General features: G+C 75.3%; 24 protein-coding genes. 11 read left to right on the top strand and 13 right to left on the bottom strand.

What is annotated here, in order from left to right; translation table 11 throughout:
- Positions 1 to 56: 56 nt before the first annotated feature.
- From HNP84_RS22905 to HNP84_RS22955, 11 genes are all read right to left on the bottom strand, one after another.
- A complete protein-coding gene (locus HNP84_RS22905) occupies positions 57 to 833 on the bottom strand; it encodes an ABC transporter ATP-binding protein (RefSeq protein ID WP_185051824.1) in 777 nt (258 codons plus the stop codon).
- Entirely contained in the window at positions 830 to 2,044 is a 1,215-nt protein-coding gene (locus HNP84_RS22910) for a FecCD family ABC transporter permease (protein WP_312925506.1), read from the bottom strand. Before HNP84_RS22910 ends, HNP84_RS22905 begins: the two co-directional genes overlap by 4 nt.
- Positions 2,041 to 3,021, bottom strand: coding sequence for an ABC transporter substrate-binding protein (locus tag HNP84_RS22915; protein WP_221336566.1), 981 nt, complete (start codon positions 3,019 to 3,021; stop codon positions 2,041 to 2,043). Before HNP84_RS22915 ends, HNP84_RS22910 begins: the two co-directional genes overlap by 4 nt.
- Positions 3,018 to 4,073, bottom strand: coding sequence for a TfuA domain-containing protein (locus HNP84_RS22920; RefSeq protein ID WP_185051825.1), 1,056 nt, complete (start codon positions 4,071 to 4,073; stop codon positions 3,018 to 3,020). Before HNP84_RS22920 ends, HNP84_RS22915 begins: the two co-directional genes overlap by 4 nt.
- Positions 4,066 to 5,406: a YcaO-like family protein gene (locus tag HNP84_RS22925; protein WP_185051826.1), complete on the bottom strand. Its 1,341-nt coding sequence runs from the start codon at positions 5,404 to 5,406 to the stop codon at positions 4,066 to 4,068. Before HNP84_RS22925 ends, HNP84_RS22920 begins: the two co-directional genes overlap by 8 nt.
- Entirely contained in the window at positions 5,399 to 6,631 is a 1,233-nt protein-coding gene (locus HNP84_RS22930; protein WP_185051827.1) for a YcaO-like family protein, read from the bottom strand. Before HNP84_RS22930 ends, HNP84_RS22925 begins: the two co-directional genes overlap by 8 nt.
- Positions 6,628 to 7,986: a SagD/YcaO family ATP-dependent cyclodehydratase gene (locus HNP84_RS22935; RefSeq protein ID WP_221336567.1), complete on the bottom strand. Its 1,359-nt coding sequence runs from the start codon at positions 7,984 to 7,986 to the stop codon at positions 6,628 to 6,630. Before HNP84_RS22935 ends, HNP84_RS22930 begins: the two co-directional genes overlap by 4 nt.
- Positions 7,983 to 9,413 (bottom strand): CocE/NonD family hydrolase, encoded by a 1,431-nt coding sequence (locus HNP84_RS22940; RefSeq protein WP_185051828.1) that lies wholly within the window; start codon positions 9,411 to 9,413, stop codon positions 7,983 to 7,985. Before HNP84_RS22940 ends, HNP84_RS22935 begins: the two co-directional genes overlap by 4 nt.
- Positions 9,410 to 10,222: a hypothetical protein gene (locus tag HNP84_RS22945; protein WP_185051829.1), complete on the bottom strand. Its 813-nt coding sequence runs from the start codon at positions 10,220 to 10,222 to the stop codon at positions 9,410 to 9,412. Before HNP84_RS22945 ends, HNP84_RS22940 begins: the two co-directional genes overlap by 4 nt.
- A 188-nt stretch (positions 10,223 to 10,410) precedes the next feature.
- Positions 10,411 to 12,258, bottom strand: a complete 1,848-nt coding sequence (locus HNP84_RS22950; protein ID WP_185051830.1) for an ABC transporter ATP-binding protein — start codon at positions 12,256 to 12,258, stop codon at positions 10,411 to 10,413.
- The gene (locus tag HNP84_RS22955; RefSeq protein ID WP_185051964.1) at positions 12,255 to 14,048 is read right to left on the bottom strand and encodes an ABC transporter ATP-binding protein/permease; all 1,794 of its coding nucleotides are present in this window, start codon (positions 14,046 to 14,048) and stop codon (positions 12,255 to 12,257) included. The genes HNP84_RS22950 and HNP84_RS22955 overlap by 4 nt, the downstream gene beginning before the upstream one ends.
- Positions 14,049 to 14,175: 127 nt before the next feature.
- On the opposite strand from HNP84_RS22955, the gene HNP84_RS22960 reads away from it, so the two are divergent.
- From HNP84_RS22960 to HNP84_RS22995, 8 genes are all read left to right on the top strand, one after another.
- Complete coding sequence (locus HNP84_RS22960; RefSeq protein ID WP_185051831.1) at positions 14,176 to 15,414, top strand: MFS transporter; 1,239 nt, start codon at positions 14,176 to 14,178, stop codon at positions 15,412 to 15,414.
- An 82-nt stretch (positions 15,415 to 15,496) separates the two neighbouring features.
- Complete coding sequence (locus HNP84_RS22965) at positions 15,497 to 16,492, top strand: fumarylacetoacetate hydrolase family protein (protein WP_185051832.1); 996 nt, start codon at positions 15,497 to 15,499, stop codon at positions 16,490 to 16,492.
- Positions 16,492 to 17,448 (top strand): cyclase family protein, encoded by a 957-nt coding sequence (locus HNP84_RS22970; protein WP_221336569.1) that lies wholly within the window; start codon positions 16,492 to 16,494, stop codon positions 17,446 to 17,448. The genes HNP84_RS22965 and HNP84_RS22970 overlap by 1 nt, the downstream gene beginning before the upstream one ends.
- 19 nt (positions 17,449 to 17,467) lie before the next feature.
- The gene (locus HNP84_RS22975) at positions 17,468 to 18,595 is read left to right on the top strand and encodes an FAD-dependent monooxygenase (protein ID WP_185051834.1); all 1,128 of its coding nucleotides are present in this window, start codon (positions 17,468 to 17,470) and stop codon (positions 18,593 to 18,595) included.
- Entirely contained in the window at positions 18,592 to 19,599 is a 1,008-nt protein-coding gene (locus HNP84_RS22980; RefSeq protein ID WP_185051835.1) for an amidohydrolase family protein, read from the top strand. The genes HNP84_RS22975 and HNP84_RS22980 overlap by 4 nt, the downstream gene beginning before the upstream one ends.
- The gene (locus tag HNP84_RS22985; protein WP_185051836.1) at positions 19,596 to 20,528 is read left to right on the top strand and encodes a VOC family protein; all 933 of its coding nucleotides are present in this window, start codon (positions 19,596 to 19,598) and stop codon (positions 20,526 to 20,528) included. The genes HNP84_RS22980 and HNP84_RS22985 overlap by 4 nt, the downstream gene beginning before the upstream one ends.
- Positions 20,528 to 21,469, top strand: coding sequence for a fumarylacetoacetate hydrolase family protein (locus HNP84_RS22990; protein ID WP_185051837.1), 942 nt, complete (start codon positions 20,528 to 20,530; stop codon positions 21,467 to 21,469). Before HNP84_RS22985 ends, HNP84_RS22990 begins: the two co-directional genes overlap by 1 nt.
- A 104-nt stretch (positions 21,470 to 21,573) precedes the next feature.
- The gene (locus HNP84_RS22995) at positions 21,574 to 22,713 is read left to right on the top strand and encodes a serine hydrolase domain-containing protein (protein ID WP_185051838.1); all 1,140 of its coding nucleotides are present in this window, start codon (positions 21,574 to 21,576) and stop codon (positions 22,711 to 22,713) included.
- Between the two features lie 14 nt (positions 22,714 to 22,727).
- Here the strand turns inward: HNP84_RS22995 and HNP84_RS23000 are convergent, their stop codons facing one another.
- A complete protein-coding gene (locus HNP84_RS23000; RefSeq protein ID WP_185051839.1) occupies positions 22,728 to 23,693 on the bottom strand; it encodes a threo-3-hydroxy-L-aspartate ammonia-lyase in 966 nt (321 codons plus the stop codon).
- Positions 23,694 to 23,706: 13 nt separating this feature from the next.
- On the bottom strand, positions 23,707 to 24,288 hold the full coding sequence (locus HNP84_RS23005) for a TetR/AcrR family transcriptional regulator (RefSeq protein WP_221336570.1): 582 nt from the start codon (positions 24,286 to 24,288) through the stop codon (positions 23,707 to 23,709).
- 130 nt (positions 24,289 to 24,418) lie between these two features.
- On the opposite strand from HNP84_RS23005, the gene HNP84_RS23010 reads away from it, so the two are divergent.
- Genes HNP84_RS23010 through HNP84_RS23020 form a run of 3 tightly spaced genes read left to right on the top strand, consistent with a single transcriptional unit; the run spans position 24,419 to position 25,331 of the window.
- Complete coding sequence (locus tag HNP84_RS23010) at positions 24,419 to 24,556, top strand: hypothetical protein (RefSeq protein WP_185051841.1); 138 nt, start codon at positions 24,419 to 24,421, stop codon at positions 24,554 to 24,556.
- 45 nt (positions 24,557 to 24,601) lie between these two features.
- On the top strand, positions 24,602 to 25,102 hold the full coding sequence (locus HNP84_RS23015) for a hypothetical protein (protein ID WP_185051842.1): 501 nt from the start codon (positions 24,602 to 24,604) through the stop codon (positions 25,100 to 25,102).
- A gap of 25 nt (positions 25,103 to 25,127) precedes the next feature.
- Positions 25,128 to 25,331 carry a YciI family protein gene (locus HNP84_RS23020; protein ID WP_312925511.1) on the top strand — a complete coding sequence of 68 codons (204 nt, stop codon included), beginning with the start codon at positions 25,128 to 25,130 and terminating at the stop codon, positions 25,329 to 25,331.
- Positions 25,332 to 25,440 lie beyond the last annotated feature (109 nt).

Here is a 25,440-nt window from a genome sequence, read left to right on the forward strand (position 1 = left end):
GGCCCCGCCGGGCCAGGTCCGGCACCCGCCCGGCCGGCTCGACGCAGAGGGCCCGGTCACAGCGGCGGGCTAGCGGCAGGGGCCCGGCCGAGCGGCAGGAACAGCCGGGGCAGGCCGTCGGCGCCGGGGGCGACCTCGGCGTGCACCTGGTAGACCTCGCGCAGCAGCTTCTCGGTGACCACCTCGGCGGCCGAGCCGTCGGCGACCACGCGTCCGGCGTCGAGCACCACGAGCCGGTCGCAGGCCGCCGCGGCGAGCTGGAGGTCGTGCAGGGTCACCACCACGGTGACGCCCAGTGTGCGGATCAGCCGCAGCAGCTCGACCTGGTGGCGCAGGTCGAGATGGTTGGTCGGCTCGTCCAGGACCAGCAGCCGGGGCCGCTGCACCAGCGCGCGGGCGAGCTGGACGCGCTGCCGCTCCCCGCCCGACAGCGTCGCGACCGGACGGCGGGCCAGCGCGGCCACGTCGCACCGCTCCATCGTCTCGGCGATCAGGGCGACCTCGGCGGCCGACAGCCGGCCCAGCGCGCCGAGGTGCGGGATGCGGCCCAGCGCGACGACGTGCTCGACCGTCTCGTCCAGGTCGGCGGGCGTGTCCTGGGCGACGACCGCGACCTGCCGCGCCACCTCGCGGGCCGGGGTCCGCCAGACGTCCGCGCCGTCCAGCAGCACCCGGCCGTCGTCGGGGCGGATGCGGCGGTAGACGCAGCGCAGCAGGCTGGACTTGCCGCTGCCGTTCGGCCCGATCAGCCCGACGACCTCGCCGGGCAGGGCGGTGAGGCTCACCCCGCGCAGCACGCCCAGCCAGGAAACGTTCTCGACCTCCAGTTTCACGGCAACCCCCTCCGGCCGTCGCGGACGAGCAGCATGAGGAAGAACGGCGAGCCGAGCACCGCCGTGATCACCCCGATCGGGATCTCGTCGGGCCGGTTCAGCATCCGGGCCCCCACATCGACCCAGACCAGCAGCAGCGCCCCGGTCAGCGCGCTCAGCGGGATCAGCCGCCGGTTGTCGCCGCCCGCCACCAGCCGTACGGCGTGCGGCACCATCAGCGCCACGAAGCCGATCCCGCCGCTCACCGCGACCACCGTGCCGATGACCAGGGCGGACACCACGATCATGCGCAGGCGCAGCCGGTTCACCTCCACGCCCAGGCTGGTCGCGCCCTCGTCGCCGAGCACCAGCGCGTTGAGCCGGCTCGCTCGGGTGATCGCCCAGGCCGCGGCGGCGAGCACGACGAGCGCGGGTATGCCGACGTCGCGCCACTGGGTGCCGGACAGGCCGCCGAGGGTCCAGAACAGCGCCGAGCGCACCTCCTTCTCCGGGGTGGTGAGCACGATGTAGCTGGTGACGGCCTCGGTGAGCGCGGCCACCGCCACGCCGGCCAGGATCAGCCGGCCGGGCGCGAGGTGGCCGCCGCTCCGCGACAGCCCGAGCACCAGCGCGAAGGCGGCCATCGCGCCGAGGAACGCCGACAGCGGCAGCGACAACGCGCCGAACGGGTACACCCCGGCCAGCATCACCAGCACCGCGCCCAGCGACGCCCCCGAGCTGGCCCCGATGATGTACGGATCGGCCAGCGGGTTGCGCAGCACCGCCTGGAGGATCGCGCCCACGGTCGCCAGCCCGGCCCCCACCACCGCGCCGAGCAGCACCCGGGGCAGCCGGATGTCCAGCACGATCACCTGCCGTGGGCCGGCGGGCGCGCCCGCGCCCGCCTCCAGCAGGATGCGGGCCACGTCCGGGAACGGGATGGCCACGGGCCCCAGGCCGACGGCCGCGATCAGCGAGACCCCGAGCAACGCCGTCAGCGCGACCAGCGCCCCGGCGAAGGCGGACCGCCCGCCCGGCTTCCCTGTGCCGATTCGGCCGCTCCGGTCGATCCGGCCGCTCCGGCCGCTTCGTCTCACCGCGCCGATCCGGCCGCCCGCCTTCACCGGGCCGATCCCCGCGTCCGGCTCCACCGCGCCGCTCCGGCCGTCGCGCCGCACCGTGCCGATCCGGCGGCCCTGCCTCACCGCGCCGATCCGGCGGCTCTGTCTCACCGCGCCAATCCGGCGACTAGGGTCTCCAGCGCGCGCCCGCTGCGCAGGCCGGGCTGGGTGTCGTTGACCGGGATGACGATGAACCGCTTCTCCTTGATCGCGGTGACGTCCTTGATCGGCTCGTACGACGTCAGGAACTCGATCGCCTTGTCCGCCGGCTCGAACGCCTGGTCCTCGACGACGATGGCGTCGGGGTCGCGCTTGACCAGCTCCTCCCAGGAGATCTGGGAGTAGGAGGTCACCTCGGGGAAGACGTTCTCGCCCCCCGCGCGCCGGATGAGGTCGTCGATCAGCCCGTTGGACCCGGCCGTGCTCGGCTTCTCCAGCCCGCCCGCGTAGTCGAACACCTTGGGCGTGCCCGCGACCGGGCGCACCGCCTCCACCTGCGCCTTCAGCTTCGCCACCAGCTCCTCGGCCTTGGCCTGCGCCCCCAGGACGCGGCCCAGCTCGCGGATGTCGGTGTAGGTGTCCTCGACCTTGGCCTTGCGCCCGGGGCAGTTGCCGGACAGCAGGTAGGAGTTCACGCCCTCCTTGCGCAGTTGCTCCCGGTCGCCGAGCGCCTTGGGGCCGTAGTCGTCGTTGTAGCCGCTGACCACGAAGTCGGGGTCGGCGGCGAACACCGTCTCCTTGGACGGGGGCGGGAACGCCGACTTGGCGATGATCGGCACACCCTCGATCGAGGCCGCGACCTCGGGCAGCAGCTCGCCGGGCGCGACGGTGCCCACCAGCCGGTCGCGGGCGCCGAGCGCGAGCACGATCTCGGTGGCGATGGTGCTGGAGGTCACGATGCGCTGCGGCGGCGTGTCGAAGCGGTACGTCGCGCCGCAGTTGGTCACCTCGACCGGCGCGCTGGACGCCGGGGCCTGCGCGGCGACGGCGGAACCGCCGGTGCCCTGGCCGCACGCGGTGGCGGCGAGCAGCGCCACGGCGCCGAGCAGCAGGGGCACGGCGCGGCGCGGGGCGGCGGAAATGGTCACGGATCTGCTCCTTCTCCTGGGTACTGCTCAAGGTGCTCGGCGTACTGGCCGCGGATGCGCAGGACGTCGAGGATCGCGCCGGGCAGGCCGGGCTCGGCCTCGGCGCACGCCGCCACCAGCGCGGCCTGGTCGGCGGCCAGTTCGCCGAGGCGCAGGTCGTCCAGGTCCGCCAGGTCGGCGGCGGGCACATGGGACCGCACCCGGGCCACCCACTCCGCGAGCGCGGGGCCCGACGGGCGCGGGTAGTGCCTGGCGGCGAGCAGGCGCAGCGTCGCCGCCCGCTCCAGGTCGGGGTAGGAGCCGTCGCGGCGCAGCCCGTCGAACAGGGCGGCCAGCCGGCCGGGCGGCAGGTCCGGGGCGCCCGGCGCCGGGCGGGCGGCCCGCCACTGCTCGGTCTGCTCCAGGTGCCAGGTGACCGGGGGCGGCTCCGGCCGGGTCAGGGCCAGCCGCAGCAGCTCCCTGGCGTCGTCGGCCTTGACCCCGCGTCCCTGCCCGGGACCGCGCCCCTCCAGGGCGGGCGCCTCGCGGACGAGCGCCGGCCAGCGCCGGTCGGGGTAGTGCAGCCGCTTGGCCGCGGCGGTCAGCGCGGCGCGCTGCTCCTGCGAGATCAGCCCTTCGGCCGCGGCGGCGGCGAGCGCGGCGCGGATGTCCACCATGGCCGCCGACACGGGACGGTAGCCGTCCTCGGGCCCCAGGTGCGCGACCGCGACCTCGTCGTCGTCCACCAGCTCGCCGGACACGGCGGCGGCGTACACCGCGCCCACCCCGGCCATCCCGTACGGCACCAGCTCGGCGGCGCGCAGCGCGCCCATGCTGGCCGCCCCGCCCACCCAGATCCCCTCCGACAGCGCCCACAGGATCTCCTTGTGCCAGACGGCCGGGACCCGCTCGTACACGCCGTCCACGATCGCGATCCACCCCGGGCGCCGGGACGGGGGCAGCGCCACCAGCCGGGCCACGTCGCCCTGCGCCACCGGCGGGAGCGCCCGCACGCCGTCGGGGATCTCGGCGCGGGGGAGCGTCGGCCCGACGAACGCCACGATCTCAGCCATCGCCGTCTCCCTTGTCTGCGCCGTCTCCCTCGTCGGCGCCGTCCGCTTCGGCCAGCAGGCGGGCGGCGCGGGGGCCGGGCAGCACCGGGGCCCCGGTCAGCGCGCCCGCGCCCTCCAGCCCGGGGACCAGCACCTTGACCACGGGAATCCCGAGGCCGGGCCGGGTGAGGTCCACCGCGGCGACCTCGGGCAGCCCGGCCGCGGCCAGCCGGTCCAGCAGCCAGGCGAGCACGTCGCCGAGGGTCTCCGGGCCGGGCGGGCAGGCTCGGCCGGACCGCCACGGCCGCGCGTACGCCTGCGTGGCGCGCAGCGCGTCGCGCAGTTCCACGGCCGCCTCCACGTCCGCGACCCGGTCGTACTCGTCCCGGGTCACGTCGTCGCGGCTGCCGGAGATGCCGATCAGCCGGCTCTGCGCCGCCTCCGCCAGCGCCCGGACCAGCGCGTGCCCAGGGTCGGGATGGCAGCCGAGCCCGCCGGCGGGCGGCAGCGGCCGGAACGGGTCGGGCTCGGCCTCCACGATCTGGCACAGCACGGCCGGCACGCCCACGTCGGAGGTGATGTCGAACAGCGCGGCCTCCACGCCCGCGGCGGAGTAGCGCTCCAGCAGCTCCAGGGCGCCCGGGTGGTCCACGGTCGCGGCGTCGATCCGGGTGGCCGCCTGATCCTCGGCCGGGAGCAGGTCCCACAGCGCGGCGGCGTCGCGTTCGATCAGCTCGCACAGGCCGTGCACCACGGCCTCGTCCGGAGTGTTGCCGCCGGCCAGGCCGTTGCTGTCGCGGCACAGCCCGAGCGGCACCATGCCGCGCGGCAGGGTGAAGTCCAGGCTCACCGCCTCGTACGGCACCGCCACCGGCGCCCCGTCGCCGACCCGCCACCCGGTCAGCCACAGCACCGGCGTGTGCTCGTCCACCGAGCCCTGCTCGGTGCGGGGGAGCAGCCACGGGGCCACGGCGGAGTCCAGCTCGGCGGCGCGGGCCAGCCGCAGCGGCGCGTCGATCCGCTCGGCGTGGGCGTGCTCGATCGCCTCCATGGCGGCCGAGACCATCGCGGCGGCCGTGGACGGGCCCTTGCCCTGGCTGACCGCGAGGCTGCGCGAGTTGGGCCGGTACGCGATCGCGACCGGGATGCCGATGGTGTCCAGGCCGGTGATGTCGGCGACCCGGGTGACGCCGAGCCGGGGCAGGAGCGGCCGTATCCTGCGCCAGGTCTCCTCCGGAGGGACGGGGCGGGCGATATCCGGCACGACGCCCTGTCCCGGTATGACGCCCGGCATGGCGTCCGGCATGGCGTCCGGCACGACGCCCGGCATGGTGTCCGGCATGGCGTCACGCATGGGGCACCGGCAGCGGGTCGGGGCTGGGCGGCAGCGGCTCCGCGCCGTCGCCCAGCATCGGGAAGGCGGCGGGGGCCGTGGCGCGCAGGCCGGGCACGACGACCCGGGCCACCGCCAGGCCGCACGCCGCGACGTCGGGGGTGGTCAGGTCCACGGTGATCGGGCGCAGGCCCCGCGCGGCCAGCGCCGCGTCCAGGTCGAACCGGGCCGGCCGGGAGGGCGGGGCGGTGCCGCCGCCGGCGAAGCGGGCCAGCACCCGGGCGGTGAACGCGGGATCGGCCAGGAGCTGGAGGTGACAGGTCACGTCGGTCACGTCGGCGAAGTCGGCCCTGTACGCCGCCGCGTACGCGCGGTCGGCCCGGTGCGGCGCGAGCGGCCCCGACGGGCGCTCCCACTCGGGCAGGTCGCCCGCCGCGAGCTGCGCTGTGGTGTCGAGCGACTGCACCGCCTCGGCCGCGGCCTTCCAGGAGGCCACCGCCACCGGGTCGTTCGCCTGCGGGGCCAGCGCGCACCCGGCCCCGGCCATGCCGCCGGAGTCCTCGGCCAGGCACAGCACCACGGGCGCGTCCAGCAGGTTCGGCACCGCGTACGCGCGCAGCCGCGCCCCCGGCACCGCGGGCAGCCGCAGGCCGGCCAGCAGGGGGAACGGGCGGCCGGAGGCCCACGCCGTGGCCAGCGCGTGCCGCTCCACGACCTCGGCGAGCGCCGCGGCCCGTGCGGCGGCCAGGCTCGGGCCGGCCGCGATCCCGGCCGAGACCGGCAGCACGATCGGCGCCCCCGTGGCCGAGGGGAACGGCACCAGCCAGGCCAGGGCGGCGGGCACCCAGGCGGGCTCGCCGTCCGGGCCGGTGCCGCGCACCCACGCGGTGCGGTCGGAGCGGGTGAGCCCGGAGAAGGGGAACCCCTCGCGGCCGAGCTGCTCCTTGGAGTACAGCGCCAGCTCGTCGGGATCGGCGGCGCCGGGGCCCAGCTCGTGCCAGGACGCCTCCACCAGCCGGTCCGCCGGGACGAGATGGCCGCAGTAGCGCTCGGCCGCCTCGCCCAGCGCCCGGCGGCGGGCCTCGCCCGGGTCGCGCCACGAGGCGCCGGAGACGGTCGGGTTGCCGAGCGGCCAGGCGTATCCGGTGGTCGCGGCCAGGTCGGCGAAGGCGGCGTGCAGGCGTCCGCGCAGCACCGCCGCGCGTACGGCGGTGACCGGGCCGTACCGGGAGTCGACCGGGATCATGTGTGCGGCAGGGGGACGAGGTTGACCGATCCGGCCGCCGCGAGCCCCAGCCTGGCCGGGTCCTCGCGCAGCCGCCGCCCGCCGAGGAACGGGAAGGCCGCCGGGGCGTTCGAGTACGCCCCCGGCACGATCACCCGGGCGACCGACAGGCCCGCCGCGGCGACGTCCGGGGTGGTCAGGTCGGCGGCGTACGCGCCCAGGCCCTGCGCCGCGACCCGCTTGAGGTACCCGTCGAGCGGGTCGCCATCGACGCGGGGCAGGTCGGCGAGCGCCACGGCCGGGGCGGGGCCGGTGATCGGGCCCAGGTGCGCGCGCATGCTCGGGTCGAGCCAGAGCTGGCTGTGGCAGCCCAGGTCGATCACGTCGCGGAAGTCCGGCCGGTACGCCGCGGCGTACGCGCGGTCGGCCCGGTACGGCTTGAACACCCGCACGTCGATCACGCCCGCCTCGGCGGCGGCCCAGATCTCCCCGTCGGGATCGAGCAGGCCCAGCGCGTAGCGGCGCAGCGTGACCGCCTCCGCCAGCGCCTTGGCCACCGCCTCGGCCGGGTCGGGCCGGGCGGCGACGCCGAGCGCCGCCACACCGGTCTCGGGGTCGTCGAGCAGCACCCCCAGGACCGCCACCTCGAACACGGTGGGGATCGCCACCACCCGGTAGCGGCACCGGCCCGCCGCGCCCGCGGCCCGGTACCAGCCCGGCTCGTCCTCCGGCACCAGCGGATGCCCGGCGCCGGTTACCGGCCGGGCGGGCAGCGCGTTGGCCCACCAGATGACGGTGGCGTCGCGCTCGATCACCTCCTCCAGCGCGGCCGTGCGGGCGGCCCGCGGCGACGGCCCGGCCGCGATGCCGGCCAGCATCGCGTAGTTGACCGGCGGCTCGTCCTCGCGCGGCGGGGTGAGGTAGTTGACGTACACCAGCGAGGCGGGCAGCCAGGCGGGACCGCCGGTCATCAGGTCGGTCCCGGGCGTCCACAGCACCTGAAGATCCGCGGTGAACGGGACGAACGGGAAACCCGGCTCGGCGTGCTGCTCGGGGGAGTACAGGGCGAGCGCGGCCGGGTCGAGCGCCGGCTCGCGCAGGTCGCGGTGGCCGGCGCGGCGCAGGCCGGCGGGGACGAAGTTGCCGCAGTAGCGCTCCACCGCCTCACCGGCCGCGCTCAGCTCGGCCCGCAGCGGGTCGCCGAAGGCGGTGCCGGTGGACACCCGGTCGGCCGGCCAGGGCAGCAGCCGGTACGGCGAGGCCACCTCGGCCGTGCACACGGTCAGCCCCTCCGGCCACCACGGCTCCGGATCGAGGCGGTCCAGCCTGCGGATCAGCCCGGTGCGCTCGTCCACCAGGCGGGCGAGAGGGGTCAATCGAAGGCTCCCTTTCTCGGGTGGGGCAGGTGCAGCTCCGCGTCGCGCAGCACGATCTCCACCGGGCGGGCGGGGGCGCGGTGCCGCGGGGGACGCCCGGCGGTGACCTCGACGTGCAGCCGGTGCCCGTACGGCAGCTCGGCGGCGGCCGGCACGATCCGGATTTCGCAGCGCGAGCCGCCCGGCCCGATCGGCGCGGTGCCGTCGGCCAGCCGGGTGGCCACGCCGTCGGGGCGCTCGTGCACCAGCGTGGCCACCAGCTCGGCCGCGCCGCCGGCGGTGACCTCGGCGACGAGCCGGGGCGCGCCGTGCCAGGCCACCGGGCCGGGCACGGTCAGCCGTACCAGGCCGTCGTGGCCGGTCAGCGGCGCGAGGTCGGCCGAGTGGGGCGCGGACGTGACGGGGTCGTCGGGGTCGTGCCGCAGCCGGGCGGGGCCGGGCGCGAGCGGGAGCGCCGACCACTGCGGGCGGCGCGGCGGGATCGGGTCGGCCTCGGTCCAGCGCCCGCTGCCGATCAGCAGGCACCCGCTCAGGTGGGCGGTGGGTGACAGGCCCGCCACCGTCGCCGCCGGCGCAGAACCGGCCGGTGCGGCATGCGGGCCCAGCCACTCCAGGGCCAGTGCGAACGGGTGCGGGTCGGCCGGGACGTCGAGCGCGCACTCCGGCTGGAGCCGGTGGGTCAGCGCGCTCGCCCAGCCCCCGACCACGGCGTCGGCGCGGGGCGACAGCATGGCCTGGCGCAGCGTGGTGGCGGCCGAGCGGCAGTACCAGCTCCCCAGGTGCAGGCTGGGCGCGGTGGCGGCGCGGGCGGCGCGGGCGATCAGCCGGGCGGCGGTCCGGTACGTGCTGGGGGTGGCGGGCCACGGGCCCACGTCCACCGGCCAGCGGCCGGCGAGCGCGGCGGTGGGGATCAGCGCGGTCAGCTCGGGCGAGCGGGCGAGCGTCATGTCGTACAGGCCCTCGCGGGCCAGCCGCCCGCCGCACAGGTCGGTGCGCCACCACAGCTCCTCGTCCAGGGCGGGGGAGCCGATCGGGGGCCAGGGCTGGCGGCTGACGATCCCGTGCACGGCCGGGTGGGCGGCGGCGCACCAGGCCGCGTACGCCTCGTAGGCCACGCCGTACAGGAAGATCCGGCCGTCGCACCAGGGCTGGGCGGCGGTCCAGTCGAGGGTGGCGCGCCCGTCGGCGCTCTCGTCGGCCCCCGCGGCGAACACGCCCTCGGACAGGTAACGCCCGCGCAGGTCCTGCACCAGGCAGGCGAACCCGGCCTCGGCCAGCGTCAGCGCCTCGGCCCGGCAGCCCGCCGTGCCGTACGGGGTGCGGATCACGACCGCGGGCGCGGGCAGCCGGTCCGGCAGCACCAGGTCGCCGAGCAGCCGCACCCCGTCGCCGGCGACGATCGCCACCTCCGCGCGTACCCCGGTCACACCGGGACCTCGCGCATCAGCCCCCGTGGCACGGGGAGCACGGGGTGGCGCCGGATCTCGCCCGCGACCAGGTCGATGCCGACCTGGTTGCCCGCCCCCGAGGGCGGCTCGGCGCCGTCGGCCCAGGCGCGCACGTCGGCGGCGATGAGCGCGGCGGCGACCTCGGCCCCGGCCGGGTCGGGCGGCGTGGCCGGGCGCCCGCCGGCGTCGAGGAACGCCCAGTACGCCGCCAGCTCGTCGGGCCACGGGCAGGCCGCCAGGCGGCGCAGCCGCACGTCCTCGTAGCCGGGCTCGCCCGACGGCGGGGTGAACGGGCCCGCGTACCAGCGGCGGCCCTCGGCGTGCCCCCGGTGCCAGGCAACGCCCAGCTCGCGGCAGCGGGAGTCGAGCTCGCGCCACGCGGCGTCGGGCAGGTGCTCGGCGCAGGCGACCATGACGCGGGTGGCGGCGTCGGGCGCGGCGCCGTGCCGCACGATCAGGCCGGCCCGGTCCAGGCAGCGCGACAGCGGGGCGAGCAGCGGGCCGTCGCCCACCAGCAGCACCTCCACCGCCTCCTGGCGCGGCACCGCCAGCTCGGCGATCAGGTCGGCGGCGTCGGGCACCCGGGCCAGCGCGGCGTCCGCCCCGATCCTGCCCGCGATCAGGTCGGCCACCGCCTCGCGGTCGCGCGCCGGGACCTCCAGCACCATGAAGTCCTCGTCGGGGCCGTGGACCAGCCAGCCGTCGGGCGTGGGCACGAACGTCGTGCCCGCGGCCCAGCGCACGGGCGGGTCGGGGCGGGGGCCGGGGCGAGAGTCGCCGGTGGTCATCGCGACCGCACCTTCCTTGTCAGTACCATCCGGGAGACCCGGGCGCGGGCGTGGTTGGCTCAGGCCCGCGCCCGGGGTTCAGCCGACTAGCGCCAGGCCACCTTGGCGAGCGCCACCGTGGCGTGGTTGGACGAGTGAACGGACGCGTTGCGCGCCTTCACCTTCAGCTTCTTGACGGTCATGCCGGGTCACCTCCTCCCCTCTTCTCGCGGACTCGGGGCCTCGTCCGCTCCGGTCAGCGACACCGTGGTGTCGGCCTGGGAGCGCACGAGACGTTCGTAGGCCGGGCAGCGGGCGAGCAGCTCCTCGTGGGTGCCCACATCGACGACCCGGCCGCGTTCCAGGACCGCGATGGCGTCGGCCGCGCGCAGGGTGGCCGGCCGGTGCGCGATCACGAGGGTCGTGCGCCCGGCGCGGGCCCGGTCCAGCGCGGCCTGGACCTCGCGCTCCGACAGCACGTCGAGCTGGCTGGAGGACTCGTCCAGCACCAGCACCGGCGTGTCGCGCACCAGGGCGCGGGCGATGGCCACCCGCTGCCGCTCGCCGCCCGACAACCGCGCCCCCCGGTCGCCCACCACGGTGTCGAGCCCGTCGGGCAGCCGGTCCAGGAACGGGGTGACCAGGGCGGCGTCGCACGCGGCGGCGATCCGCTCCGGGGTGGCGCCGGGCGCGGCCAGCTCCAGGTTCGACCGGATCGTGTCGTGCAGCAGGAACACGTCCTGCGGCACGTGCCCGACCAGGCGGGTCAGCTCGGCGTGCGGCAGGTCGCGCACGTCGGCGCCGTTCAGCGTGATCCGGCCCCGCTGCGGGTCGAACCAGCGCAGCAGCAGGTGGCCCAGGGTGGACTTGCCCGCCCCGGTGTGCCCGGCGAGCGCCAGGGTGCGCCCGGCCGGGACGACGAGATCGATCTCCTCGACCGCCCAGCCCGCCGCGCCGGGGTAGCGGAAGGACACGCCGCGGAAGGCCACCTCGACGGGCTCGGCGGGCGGGGGCGCGGTGCCGTCGTCGGGGACCGGCGCGGGCTCCTCCAGCAGGTCGAACACCCGGTCGGCGGCGGCCGAGGTGATGCCCCAGACCCGGGTCACGTTCAGCAGGGTGAGCACCGGGCCGAACGTCCCCGCGCCGAGCACGACGGCGGGGGCGAGCGCCGCGAGGTCGAGCCGGCCCGCCGAGGTCAGGGCCACGCCCAGGGCGAGCACGCTCAGCGTCCCGGCGCTCACCAGCAGCCCGGTCAGCGCGGTCTCCAGCCCGCCGCGCGCGGCCTGGGCGCGCTGCGCGGCGGCGAGGTCGCGGGTGGCCCGCGCGATCCGGTCGCGCCGGTCGGCGCCGCGGCCGAAGACCGCGATCTCGCGCAGCCCGTGGATCAGGTCCACGACCTCGACGTTCACCGCGGCCGTGCGCTCGCGCACCGCCCGGCCGTGCGCCGCCGCCCGGGTGCGCAGCCAGAACGGCACCGTGTACGCCGCCGCCAGCCAGGGCAGCAGGGCCAGCGCGAGCCAGCCGCTCCAGGAGGCGAGCACCGCCAGCGCGGCCGGCGGGACGATCGCCGCCACGGCGATGTAGATGGACGTGTGCGCGTAGAAGATCTCCAGGCTCTCGCTGTCCTGCAACGCGGTCGAGACGAGGTCGCCGGCGCGGCGGCGCAGCAGCCCGCCGGGGGCGATCCGGTGGAACGCCCAGTAGATCCACTGCCGCACCCGGGCCAGGATGCGGAAGGACAGCTCGTGGGACAGCCACGCCTCCACCCAGGTGGCCACGGCCCGCACCACGACCAGCGCCAGCAGCAGCCCGGTCAGCCGCCACAGATCGCCGGTGTCCGCCCCGCCCAGGGCGCGCACCACGACGTACGCGCCGAGGGTGTTGGCGGCGATGCCGCAGCCCTGGTTGAGCGCGCCCGCCAGCACCGACAGCCCGAACGTCGTGCGGTGCCCGGCCAGCACGGTCAGCATCCCGGGCAGGCCGCGCCGGGCGCCGTCGGGCAGCCGCCCGGCCCGCCAGCGCTCGGCCGTCGCCGTCTCGTGCTCCAGCACGGTCACCGGGCCGCCCCCGTCCCTGTCCCCGCGTGCGCCCCCGCCTGCGTCCCTGTCCCCGCCTGCGCCCCTGTCCCCGCGTATGCTCCGGCCAGCTCGGCCCACGCGCCGCCCGCGGCGAACAGCTCCGCGGGCGCCCCCTGCTCGGCGACCCGCCCGGCTTCGAGCACCGCGATCCGGTCGGCGCCCAGCACCGTGGACAGCCGGTGCGCGATCACCAGCGTGGTGCGCTCGGCGCTGATCTCGGCCAGGGCCTCGCGCAGGTCGCGCTCGGTCTGGCCGTCCACGCTCGACGTGGCCTCGTCCAGCACCAGGATCGGCGCGTCCTTCAGCAGCGCGCGGGCGATGGCCAGGCGCTGCCGCTCGCCGCCCGACAGGGTGGCGCCGCGCTCGCCGATCACGGTGTCGTAGCCGTCGGGCAGCGCCGCGATCACGTCGTGGATCCGGGCGCGCCGGGCGGCCTCCTGCAGCCGGGCCGTGCTCGCGCCGGGCGCGGCGATGCGCAGGTTGTCGGCCACGGTGCCGTAGAAGAGGTGCACGTCCTGGCTGACCAGCGCGGTCATGGCGCGTACGCGCTCGATCGGCGCCTCGCGTAGGTCGACGCCGTCGATCAGCACCCGCCCCTCGCCGGGGTCGAAGAACCGCAGCAGCAGCGCGACCAGGGTGGACTTGCCCGCGCCCGAGCGGCCGACCACGGCCAGCGTCGTGCCCGGGGCGATCCGTAAGTCCACCCCGTCGAGCGCGGGGCCCGTGGCGCCGGGGTAGGCGAAGGTCACGCCCTCGAAGCGGACCTCGGGCGGGCCGGACGGCGCGAGGCGTACGGGCGTGGCGGGCTCGCGCACCTGGGGCTCGGCGTCGAGCAGGGAGAACAGGCCCCCGGCGGCGGCCAGGCCGTAGAAGCCCTCGTGCCAGTAGTTCTGCAGCTCAAGCAGCGGCCGGAAGCACTCGGCGGCCAGGAACAGCACCGTGAACAGCGCAGCGGCGTCGAGGTGGCCCTCGGCCAGCCTGAGCGCGGCGACGGCGACCGACAGCGCCGTGCCCGCGGTCATCACGAACGCGGTGACGCAGTAGACCCCGGTGGAGGCCGCGAGGTTGCCCATGGTGGCGCGGTACAGCCGCTCGGCGTCGGCGCGCAGCCGCATGCCGTAGCGCTCGCCGGCGCCGAGGGTCTTCAGCGTGGTCATCCCGCTCAGCGCGTCGAGGATGCGCGCGGCGAACCGCTCGTACGCCTCCCAGTGGGCGGTGGCCCGGTCGCCGAGCAGCCGCCGCCACATCGGGCGCGAGAGCGGCACCAGCGCCACGCACGCGCCGACGGTCGCGCCCACCACCGGGTCGAGCCAGAACAGCGCGGCCACGATGGCGACCGGGCCGGCCAGGCTGACGGCCACCTGCGGCAGGTAGAACCCGACGTACGCCTGGATCGCCTCCACGCCGTCGCCGATCGTGGCCTGGGCCCGGCCGGCGGGACGGGTCAGCGTGTATCCGGGGCCGAGCTCCAGCAGACGGCCGGTGAGCCGGTCGCGCAGCCGCTCCTTGACCGCGTGCGCGGTCCAGGTGGCGGCGAGGTCGCGGGCCCACAGCAGCGCCGTGCGGGCCAGGACCAGCGCCGCGACGGCCGCGACGGGGGCCATCAGCTCGGGCAGGGGCCGCCCGGCGAAGGCCCGCCGCAGCGCCTCGGCGGTGGCGAAGCCCTGGCCCACGGCGCAGGCCGTGCCGCCCAGGGCGAGCAGCACGGTGGACAGGACCGGCACGGGCGTCTCACGCACCAGGCCGACAAGGCGCCGGCGGAGCAGCATCGTCACCTCACCCGGTTTGTCGGCGATGTCCTCAAGAAGTAGTAATGAAAATGAAAACCAAAGTCAACCCTTGTATTACGACGCTTCGACCATGAAAATCGTTGCCATCCGTTCGAGGGGGCCGCCGGTGGAACCTGCGCGCACGCTGCGCGAGCTGCTCGTCCGCAACCGCGACCTGCGCCTGCTGTGGCTGGGCAACCTGATCAGCGTCTGCGGGGGCTGGTTCTCCTCGGTCGCGGTGTTCGCCATGGTCTACGCGCACAGCGGCGCCGGGCTGGCGGCCGGGCTGACCCTCGCGGTGCGCTACCTGCCCGGCGTGCTGGCCGGGCTCTGGGGCGGCGTGCTCGCCGACCGGGCCGACCGCCGCGCCGTGATGCTGGCCGCCGACGTGGTCATGGCGGCGCTCGCGGCGGCGTTCCTGCTCGCCGACGATCCCGGGCGGCTGTGGCTGGTCTACCCGCTGACCTTCGCCTCCGCCGCCGCCGGGTTCGTCTTCCAGTCCGCGCGCAACGCGTGGATGCCCAGCCTGGCCCGGCCCGAGGAGTACCCGCTGTACTCCGCGGCCGTACAGGTCAACGGGCTGGTGTTCCAGGCGCTGGGCGGCGCCGCCGGGGGTGTGGTGGTCACCGTCGTGGGCTGGCGCTGGGCCTTCGTGGTCAACGCCGTCTCGTTCCTCGCCTCCGCCTGGCTCACCTGGCGGGTCCGGGCGGGCGACCGGTTCGCGGGCTCCTCGCGGCAGGGGTGGTGGCGTTCGCTGCGCGAGGGGATCGCCATCGCCGCCCGCACCCGGGTGCTCGCGGCCCTGCTGCTGCTTGAGGCGATCTTCTGCCTGGGCCTGGGCGGCACGATCACCGCGATGACCTACCTGGCGCTGCGGGTGCACGACCTCGGCGAGGGCGGCACCGGGTGGTTCTACGCGGTTCAGGGCGTCGTCGGCGTCGCCACCCTGATCCCCGCCGCCGCGCGCATCCGCGCCATGGGGCCGCGCGGGCGCCGCCTCGTCATCGGCCTGTCCTGCCTGGCCGAGGGCGTGCTCACCATGCTGCTCGGCCTGCCCGCCGGCGTGGCCGGGGCGCTGGCGCTGTGGGGCCTGGTCTCCGCCGCCGAGGTCGTGTACGGCCCGGCCGCCATGACCACCCTGCTCGGCGCGTCCGGCAACGAGACCCGCGGGCGGATCACGTCCCTGTGGAGCGCCACCGCGACCCTGAGCCTGGGCGTCTCCGCCGCCGCCACCGGCGCGCTGCTCGACCGCGCCGGGGTCGCCCCGACGTTCGCGGTCCTCGGCCTGCTCATGGCCGCCGGCGGCGTCGTCTGGCTGGTGGCCGTCAGGCCCTCGGCGGCGCAACCGGCCATGTCATCCACGTGATGGATGGCCCTTATCCGAGGAATCGATTTCCCAGATCCTCCGTGATGCCTCAAGGTAAAGGGCACACCCCGGAGGAAACCTCGTGGAAACACAATCACCCCTGGCCGGGCCGTACGCGCTCGGCACCTTCTCCCACTCGGGCGGCCCCGCCTTTCCCGGCCTGATCAGCGGCGATCTCGTCCTGGACCTGCGCACCGTGCCCGCGCTCGGCGGGCCGGAGCTGACCACGCGCACGCTGCTCGAATCCTGGGACAGCGCGCTGCCGCGCCTGGACGAGGCCGCGGCCGGCGACCGGCGCGACTGGCTGCCGCTGGCGTCGCTGCGGGTGCACGCCCCGGTCGAGCCCCGGCAGATCTTCCAGTCGGGCGCCAACTACCGCACCCACGTCATCGACCTGGCCGTGGCGCACGAGCCCGAGGGCGGGCGCCCGGCCGAGCAGGTGCGGGCCGAGGTCGCGGCGATGATGGACCGCCGCGCCGCCGAGGACCAGCCGTACGTGTTCCTCGGGCTGCCGTCCTCGATCACCGGCCCGTACGACGACGTGGTCATCCCCTCCTGGTGCGCCAAGCCGGACTGGGAGCTGGAGCTGGCCGCGGTGATCGGCCGCCCGGCGTACCGGGTCGGCCCGGACCAGGCCCTGGCCCACGTCGCGGCGTACACCATCGCCAACGACGTCACCGCCCGCGAGGTGGTCTTCCGCCGCGACATGCCCGAGATCGGCACCGACTGGCTGCGCGCCAAGAACGCCCCGACCTTCACCCCGCTCGGCCCGTACCTGGTGCCGGCCGCGTTCGCGGGCGACCCGGGTGATCTCCAGGTGACGCTGCGGCTGAACGGGCAGGTCATGCAGGACGAGTCCACCAAGGACATGATCTTCGGCGTCGCGCGGCTGGTGTCCTACGTCTCCCAGACCGTGCGGCTGCTGCCCGGTGACCTGGTGCTGACCGGCAGCCCGGCCGGCAACGGCATGCACTGGGGCCGGCTGCTGCGGCCGGGCGACGTGATGGAGGGCTCCATCACCGGCCTGGGCGTCCAGCGCAACCGGTGCGTGGCCGAGCCCGCGGCCGGGGAGGCGTGATGCTCGACCGCACCGACCCCGAGGGCGCCATCGCCGAGGCCGCCGCCCGCTGCTCCAACTGGGGCCGCTGGGGCCCGGACGACGTGCTGGGCACGGTCAACTTCATCGACGAGGCCAAGCGGCGCGAGGGCGCGGCGCTGGTCCGGCAGGGCGTGACGTTCTCCCTCTCGCAGCGCTTCGACGCCGACGGCCCTCAGCGGGGCTGGCGGCGGCGCACCAATCCGGTGCACACGATGCTGGACACCGGCCTGGACGCCGTCCACGGCGACCAGGGGTTCCCGCACGGGATCGGCGGCGCGGACGACGTGATCGCCATGCCGCTGCAGTGCTCCACCCAGTGGGACGGCCTGGGCCACATCTTCGACCACGGCCGGGCCTGGAACGGCCGCCCCGCCGACAAGGTGGTCACCAGCGAGGGCGACCGGGTGACCGGCATCGAGCACCTGGCCGCCCCGGTCGCCGGCCGCGGGGTGCTGCTGGACGTGGGCCTGGTGATCGGCGGCGGCGAGCTGCCCGACGGCTTCGCCATCACCGAGGAGCACCTGAACGCGACCGCCGAGGCGCACGGCGTACGGGTGGGGCGCGGCGACATCGTGTGCGTGCGCACCGGCCACCTGACGCGGGCCCGGCGCGAGGGCTGGGGCGAGTACGCGGGGGGACCCGCCCCCGGCCTGTCGTTCACCACCGCCGGCTGGCTGCACCGTACCGAGATCGCCGCCATCGCCACCGACACCTGGGGCTTCGAGGTGCGCCCCAACGAGTTCGACCGGGCCTTCCAGCCCCTGCACCAGGTCGCCATCCCGCACATCGGCCTGCTCATCGGCGAGATGTGGGACCTGGACGCCCTGGCCGCGCACTGCGCCGGCGACGGCGTGTACGAGTTCTTCCTCGCCGCCGCGCCGCTGCCGGTCACCGGCGCGGTCGGCTCCCCTGTCAATCCCCTCGCGATCAAATGAGACATCGAGTGAGGCACGCATGCCTGCTGTTGGGAACGTCCTCGTCGTCGGCTGCGGCACCGCCGGGTCGGCCCTGGCGATCCTGCTCGCCCGCGGCGGCGTCGCGGTGGACATCGCCGAGATCAAGCCGGAGCTGACCACGCTCGGCTCCGGCATCACCCTCCAGGGCAACGCGCTGCGGGTGCTGCGCGACCTGGGCGTGTGGGAGAAGGTGAGCGCCTCGGGCTTCGCCTTCGACTCCCTGGGGCTGCGCGCCCCCGACGGCAGCCTGCTCGCCGAGATCCCCGACGCCCGTACCGGCGGCCCCGACCTGCCGGCCACCGTGGGCATGAACCGCCCCGAGCTGGCCGCGATCCTCGCCGACGAGGTGCGCGCGGCCGGTGCGCGGATCATGCTCGGGACCACCGTGAACGCGCTGGAGGACGCCGGCGACGCGGTGCGGGCGCACCTGTCCGACGGCACCGCCGCCGCGTACGACCTGGTGGTGGGCGCCGACGGCATCCGGTCCAAGGTGCGCGGGCTGCTGGGCATCGAGGTCGCCCCCGAGCCGACCGGCATGGGCATCTGGCGCATCCACACCCGCCGCCCCAAGCAGGTCGAGCGCACCGACCTCATCTACGGCGGCCCGTGCTACATCGCGGGCTACTGCCCGACCGGCCCGGACACGATGTACGCCTACCTGGTGGAGAAGGCCCGGCCCCGCGCCTCGGTGGCCGAGGCCGACAAGCCCGCGCACATGCGCGCCCTGGCCGAGGGCTACGGCGGCGCCTGGGACGAGATCAGGCAGGACATCACCGACCCGGACCGGATCAACTACACCTGGTTCGAGTCGCTGCTCGTGGACCGCCCCTGGAACCGCGGGCGCACCGTGCTGATCGGCGACGCCGCGCACGCCTGCCCGCCCACCCTGGCCCAGGGCGCCGCCCAGTGCCTGGAGGACGCCGCCGTGCTGGCCGAGCTGCTGCTGGCCGCGGACGAGCTGGACACCCGCCTGTTCGAGGAGTTCATGGACCGCCGCCACGCCCGCGTCAAGGCCGTGGTCGAGGCGTCGCTGCAGCTCGCGGACTGGCAGCTCAACCCGGTGCCCGACGCCGACGTGCCCGGCCTGATGGGCCGCGTCACCGCGATGGTGGCGAAGCGGCCGTGAGCGCGATCCCCACCATCGACGCGCACGCGCACGTGCTGCTGCCCGCGATCGAGCAGGCGGTCGCCGGGCGTCCCGGCCTCGCCGAGCACCGGGAGCTGGACGCCCGGCGCAACGGCCCCGCCTCGCTGGCGGCGAGCGGCCAGATGATCAAGGAGCGGCTGGCCCGTCTCACCCGGGTCGAGGCCCGGCTGGCCGACATGGACGCCGCCGGCGTGGACGTCCAGATCGTCAGCCCCTCCCCGTCCCACTACCACTACTGGGCCGATCCGGAACTGGCGCGCACCGTGTGCCGGCTGGCCGGCGAGGGCACCGCCGAGCACGTCGCGCAGGCCCCCGGGCGGCTGCACGGCCTGGGCCTGGTCCCGCTCCAGCACCCGGACCTGGCCGTCGAGGCGCTGGACCACGCCCTGTCGCTCGGGCTCAAGGGCGTCGAGATCTCCTCGCACGCCCCCGGCCGCGAGCTGTCCGACCCCGCGTACGAGCCGTTGTGGGCGCGGGCCGAGGAGACCGGCGCGGTGATCTTCCTGCACCCGTTCGGCTGCACGCTGGACGAGCGGCTGGACCGCTTCTACCTGTCCAACATCGTCGGCCAGCCGGTGGAGAACGCCGTCGCCCTGTCGCACCTGATCTTCTCCGGGGTGCTGGACCGGCATCCGGGCCTGAAGATCCTGGCCGCGCACGGCGGCGGCTACCTGCCCACCTACCTGGGCCGCGCCGACCACGGCTGGAAGGTGCGGCCCGAGGCGCGCGAATGCGCCGAGCCGCCGAGCGCCTACCTGCGGCGCATCTGGTTCGACTCCCTGGTCTACCAGGCCCCGGCGCTGCGCGCCCTGGTGGAGGCCGCCGGGCCCGGCCAGGTGGTGCTGGGCTCCGACCACCCCTTCGACATGGGCGTGGACGATCCGCTGGAGCGGCTGCGCGCCGCGGGCCTGGACCCCGACACCTACGACGCCATCCGCGGCGGCACCGCCGTCCGCCTGTTCGACCTGAAGGACCATCGATGAGACTGATCACCCATCTGCGGCACGTCGATCTGGCCGTGCCCGACTACGACAAGCAGCGCGACTTCTACACCGGAGTCTGGGGGCTGACCGAGGTCGCCAGCGACACCGGCATCAGCTTCCTGGCCGCCGAGGGCTCCCCGGAGCAGTACATCGTCCGCCTGCGCAAGGCGGAGGAGAAGCGGCTCGACCTGGTCTCCTTCGGCGCGGCCACCCCCGCGGACGTGGACGCCCTGGCCGAGCGGCTGCGCGCCGCCGAGGTCCGGCTCATCTCCGAGCCGGGCAAGCTCGACACCCCCGGCGGCGGCTACGGCTTCCGCTTCTTCGACATCGACGGCCGCACCGTCGAGGTCTCCGCCGACGTCGCCGTGCGCAGGCACCGCAAGCTGGAGCCCAAGGAGTCGGTCCCGGTGCGCCTGTCGCACGTCGTGCTGAACGCGCCCGACATCGACGCCACCCGCGTCTGGTACGAGACGCACCTCGGCTTCGCGCTGTCCGACACGCTCGCCCACCCGCGCATGGGCCAGGTCATGCACTTCATGCGGTGCAACCCGCAGCACCACAGCATGGCCATCGCCCGCGGCCCGCACGCCTCGCTGCACCACATCAGCTTCGAGCTGCGCGGCCTGGACGAGTACATGTACGGCACCGGCCGCCTGCTGCGCGCCGGGGTGCGGATGATCTGGGGGCCGGGCCGCCACCTGGCCGGCGACAACACCTTCTCCTACTTCATGGACCCGCACGGCAACACCGTCGAGTACACCACCGAGCTGGAGGAGCTGGACGAGGACGCCTGGCACCCGCACGTCTACGACTTCTCCCAGCCCGAGGTCACCGACCAGTGGGGCACCGCCAACCCGATGAACGAGCTGGTGGCCAAGGAGTCCTTCAACGACGTCGATCGCGGCGTGTTCGTCGCGCCGCCGGTCTGATGCGCCTGGCCGCCTTCGCCCACGGGGGCGTCATCCGCAGCGGGGTCGTGGACGGCGACGTCCTGCTGCCGTTCCCGCCGGGCGCCACGGTCCTGGACGTCATCCGCGCCGGCTCCGTCCCGGAGACCGGCCCGGCCGTGCCGCTGGCCGAGGTGCGGCTGCTGCCGCCCGTCGAGCCGCCCACCGTCCGCGACTTCGTCGCCTTCGAGGAGCACGTCGAGGGCGTGCGCCGCAGCGTGGACAACACCGCGGGCGTGCCCGACGCCTGGTACGACGCGCCGACCTTCTACTTCGGCAACCCGTACGCCATGATCGGCGCGCACGACGACGTGCCCATGCCGCCCGGCTGCCAGGCGCTGGACTTCGAGCTGGAGGTCGCCGCCGTCATCGGCCGGGAGGGCGCCGACCTCACCCCCGAGCAGGCCCGCGACCACATCTACGGCTACACCGTCTTCAACGACTGGTCGGCCCGCGACCTCCAGTCGCGGGAGATGCGGGTCGGCCTCGGCCCGTGCAAGGGCAAGGACTCGGCCACCACCCTGGGGCCCTGGCTGGTCACCGCCGACGAGCTGGAGCCGTACCGCGACGGCGACGGCTTCCTGCGCCTGGCCCTGACCGCCGAGGTGAACGGCGAGGTCGTCGGCCGCGACCTGCTGTCCAACATGGGCTGGCGGTTCGAGGACCTGGTCGCCTACGCCTCTCGCGGCGCCCGCGTACGCCCCGGCGACGTGCTCGGCTCGGGCACCTGCGGCAACGGCGGCTGCCTGGCCGAGCTGTGGGGCCTGCGCGGCAGGCAGGACCCGCCTCCCCTCAGGCCCGGCGACACCGTCACGCTCACCGTCGAGGGCATCGGCACGGTCTCCAACACCGTCGTCCCGGGCGCCGCGCCGCGCCCGATCCCGCGCGCCCGCCCCCGCCCCCGTACCCGGCCCGGGGAGTAGTGCCAGCGCTACCACCGGTTTCCAGCAGGAGGGATCGATCTTGACATCCCTCCCGGGACATCCTTGACCCGTCCGCAACCGAGCCGACCGGCAAGGAGATCTTGATGTCAACCACCCGCACCCGCCGCCGCGCACTCCTCGGGACCGCGGTCGCGGCCGTGATCGCCCTCGGGGCCGCGGCGCCGGCCGCGGCCGCCGAGCCCGCCGAGACCGCCGACCCCGTCCAGGAGAGCCTGGACGCCCTGGTCGGCAAGGAGTTGCCGGGTGCGTGGGCCTCCGTCCTCGACGCCGACGGCGAGTCGCGCGACTACGTCGCCGGCGTCGGGGACAGGAAGACCGGCGCGGAGCCCCCCGTGAACGGCTACGGCCGGATCGGCAGCGCCACCAAGACGTACGTCGCCACCGTGGTCCTCCAGCTCGTCGGCGAGGGCAAGGTGGACCTCGACGCGCCGATCGAGGACTACCTGCCGAAACTGGTGCGCGGCAAGGGGATCGACGGCCGGAAGATCACCGTCCGTCAGCTCCTCCAGCACACCAGCGGCCTGCCCAACTACACCGGGTTCATCACCGACTACTTCGAGATCCGGCACACCTACATGGACCCCCGCCAGGTGCTCGACCTGGCCCTGTCGCACAAGGCGTCGTTCGCCCCCGGCACCAAGTGGGAGTACAGCAACACCAACTACATCCTGCTCGGCCTGCTGGTGCAGAAGGTCACCGGACGCCCGATCGGGGAGCAGGTCACCGACCGGATCATCAAGCCGCTCGGCCTGAAGGACACCTACTGGCCCGGCATCGGCGAGCAGGGCATCCGCAGCCCCCACCCCGAGGGGTACGCCTACCGCAAGCCGGGCGCCCCGCTGGTGGAGTTCACCGAGATGGACCCCTCCTGGGGCTGGGCCGCCGGCCAGATGATCGCCACCCCGAGCGACGTGAACCGGTTCTACCGGGCGCTGCTGGACGGCAAGCTGCTCAAGCCGGCGCAGCTCGCCGAGATGCGGCGCACGGTCAAGGACGAGAGCATCCCGTTCGGCTGGCAGTTCGGCCTCGGCCTGGTCAAGATCAAGCTGAGCTGCGGCGGCCACGCCTGGGGCCACGGCGGCGACATCGACGGCTACGAGACGCGCGACGCCGCCACCGACGACGGCCGCGCCGCCACCGTCATGGTCAACGCCCTGCCCAGCACCGAGGCCGGCGCGGTGAAGGTGAACCAGGCACTCGACACCGCCCTGTGCCGGTCCTGACCCCGCGCGCCGGGTCAGGCGCAGATCTCGGCGAACCGCCGGGCGTCGATGTTGCCACCGGAGATGATCACGCCGACGCGCTGCGGCACCGGGGTGATCCGCCCGGCCAGCAGCGCGGCCAGCGCGCTGGCGCCGCTCGGCTCGATGACGATCTTCAGCCGCTCGAACGCCAGCCGCATCGCCGCCCGGATCTCGTCATCGCCGACCAGCACGATCTCGTCCACCAGCCGCCTGTTGACGGAGAACGTCAGCTCGCCGGGGATGTCGGCGGCCTGGCCGTCGGCGATCGTACGCGGGACGGGGATCGCCACCCGCTCGCCCGCCTCCAGCGACCGCTTGGTGTCGTCGCCCGCCTCGGGCTCCACCCCGATCACCCGCACGTTCGCGAGCAGGCCCTTGGCCGCTGTGGCGCTGCCCGCGATGAGCCCGCCGCCGCCGACCGGCACCAGCAGCGCGTCCAGCTCCCCGGCCTCCTCGATCAGCTCCAGCGCGGCCGTGCCCTGCCCCGCGATGACGTGCGGATGATCGTACGGCGGGATCAGGGCCAGCCCCCGCTCGGCGGCCAGCGCCCGGCCGATGGCGTCGCGGTCGCCGGTGTAGCGGTCGTAGGTGACGATCTCGGCGCCGTACCCCCTGGTCGCGGCCACCTTGGACGCCGGGGTGTCCTCCGGCATGAGGATCACCGCCGTGCCGCCCAGCTCGCGCGCGGCCAGGGCGACGGCCTGGGCGTGGTTCCCCGACGAGTACGCCGCGATGCCCTTGGCGAGCTGGTCCGGCGACAGCCGCGAGATGGCGTTGTAGGCGCCGCGGAACTTGAACGCGCCGATGCGCTGGAAGTTCTCGCACTTCAGGAAGGCGCGCGTGCCGGTCATCGCGTCCAGGGTGCGCGAGCGCAGGACGGGCGTGCGGTGCGCGACGCCCTTGAGCCGGGCCGCCGCGTCCTGGACGTCGTCCAGCGTGACCGGGAGCGGGTTGGTCATTCTTCGATCCTCCTCAGCCGCCGGCCAGAATGCCGCGCAGCGAACGGGCCAGATGGCGGACCAGGGTCTCGGGCGCCATCTCGGCCAGCGGGCCGTTCTTGATCACGTATCGGCTGAACGTCACCCCGATGAGGTGCGCACCCAGCAGGTCCACCCGCTCCTCCGCCTCCGGCCCGTCCAGCAGCGTCCGGTAGGCCGCGGTGCTGCGCTCGCGCATCGCGGCGTACAGCTCGGTGGCGGCCCGCTCGTCGGAGGCGGCACTGCGGAGCAGCGCGATGAACGGGTCGTTGCCGTCGCCGTTCTCCATCCGCTCGACGTACGCCTGCGCGATCCGCTCGGGCAGCGTCTCCGGCGTGCCCGGCATCAGGTTCTCCAGATCCCGTGAACCCGGCATCGCCGCGACGAACAGCCGCTCCTTCGACGCGAAGTGCCGCATCACCAGCCCGTGCGTGACCCCGGCCCGCTGCGCGATCTCCCGGATGGTGGCCCGCGCATACCCCCGCTCGGCGAACGCCGCCCGCGCCGCCTCCAAAATCGCCGCCCGGCTCGCCTCGGGATTCCGAGTCCGCTTCCTGGGGGCCGCCTGGGTGCTCACCCCGCAAGTGTACATCCGGTCATTAACGCCCGATCCAGCGGGTCCACCGATTCCCGGCCCTCACCGCCCAGCGTCCGATCGTCGTTTGGGGTGAGGGCGGCGGGTAGGGACCCGATGGAGGTGGACGGCGATGGCACGACGAGACGGTCCGGCGCGGCACAAGGAGCGGTTCGGCGCCTTCGGCGAGCGCGGCCTGCATTTCATCTGCCATGGGCGCAGGACCGGCGGCTTCTTCCGGCTGGAGAACCCGCGGCGCGAGGACGCCTGACCGCCGCCACGATCCCGGATCGCGTACGAGGCGCAACGGCGGCCCATGGGCGAGCTGCAACTGGGCGACCAGGAACGGCGCCAGCAGGAGCCGCTCCTGCGGCGGCGTGCGGCCCGGTGGCAGCGGGTGGGCTGGGGGTCGCTCGCGCTGCTGTTGCTGGCCGCCCTCGCCGGCCTGATCGGGCCGGGCCCGCTGAGCTGGGCCGGCGCCTCGGCGCCGCTGATCCAGGTCGACTACGAGCGCTTCGCGCGCAGGCTCGGCGACAGCAGCCTGAGGGTGACGGTGTGGTCCGACCCGGCGCACCCCGGGACGGCCCGGCTGTGGATCTCCCGCGACTACCTGATCGAGGCGGAGGCACGGCAGGTCGTGCCCGCCCCCGACTCCTGGACCGCGGTGGACGACGGCGTCGTGCTCTCCTTCCCGGCCACGGGCGACCGGGCCGAGATCGAGATCCGGACGAGCCTCGACCACATCGGGACGCTGCACGGCGCCCTCGGCGTCCCCGGCAAGCCCCCGGCCAGGTTCTGGCAACTGGTCTATCCGTGACAACGCGGACAAGATCACCCACCAGGTGCACCTGCACCCGGTGCACACCGCCACCACCATGCGCCTGGACCAGGGGGAGCCGGTCGTCACCGACGGGCCGTTCCTGGAGGGCAAGGAGGTGATCAGCGGGTTCGCCGAGGTCGAGGTGGCCGACCTGGACGAGGCGATGCGCCTGGCCCGCACCTGGCCGGCCTGCCCGATCGTGGAGACGAACGGGCCCTGGCGCTGACCGCCGACCCGGCCCAGCAGGCCCTGCTGGACGAGCGGCTGCGCTGGACCTGACCCTCGATCATCCGGAGCCGGATCTCCGCCCGGCACACCTCACCTCTAACCTCTAC

Origin of the sequence: Thermocatellispora tengchongensis, assembly GCF_014202315.1 — a bacterium.
Classification (GTDB): domain Bacteria; phylum Actinomycetota; class Actinomycetes; order Streptosporangiales; family Streptosporangiaceae; genus Thermocatellispora; species Thermocatellispora tengchongensis.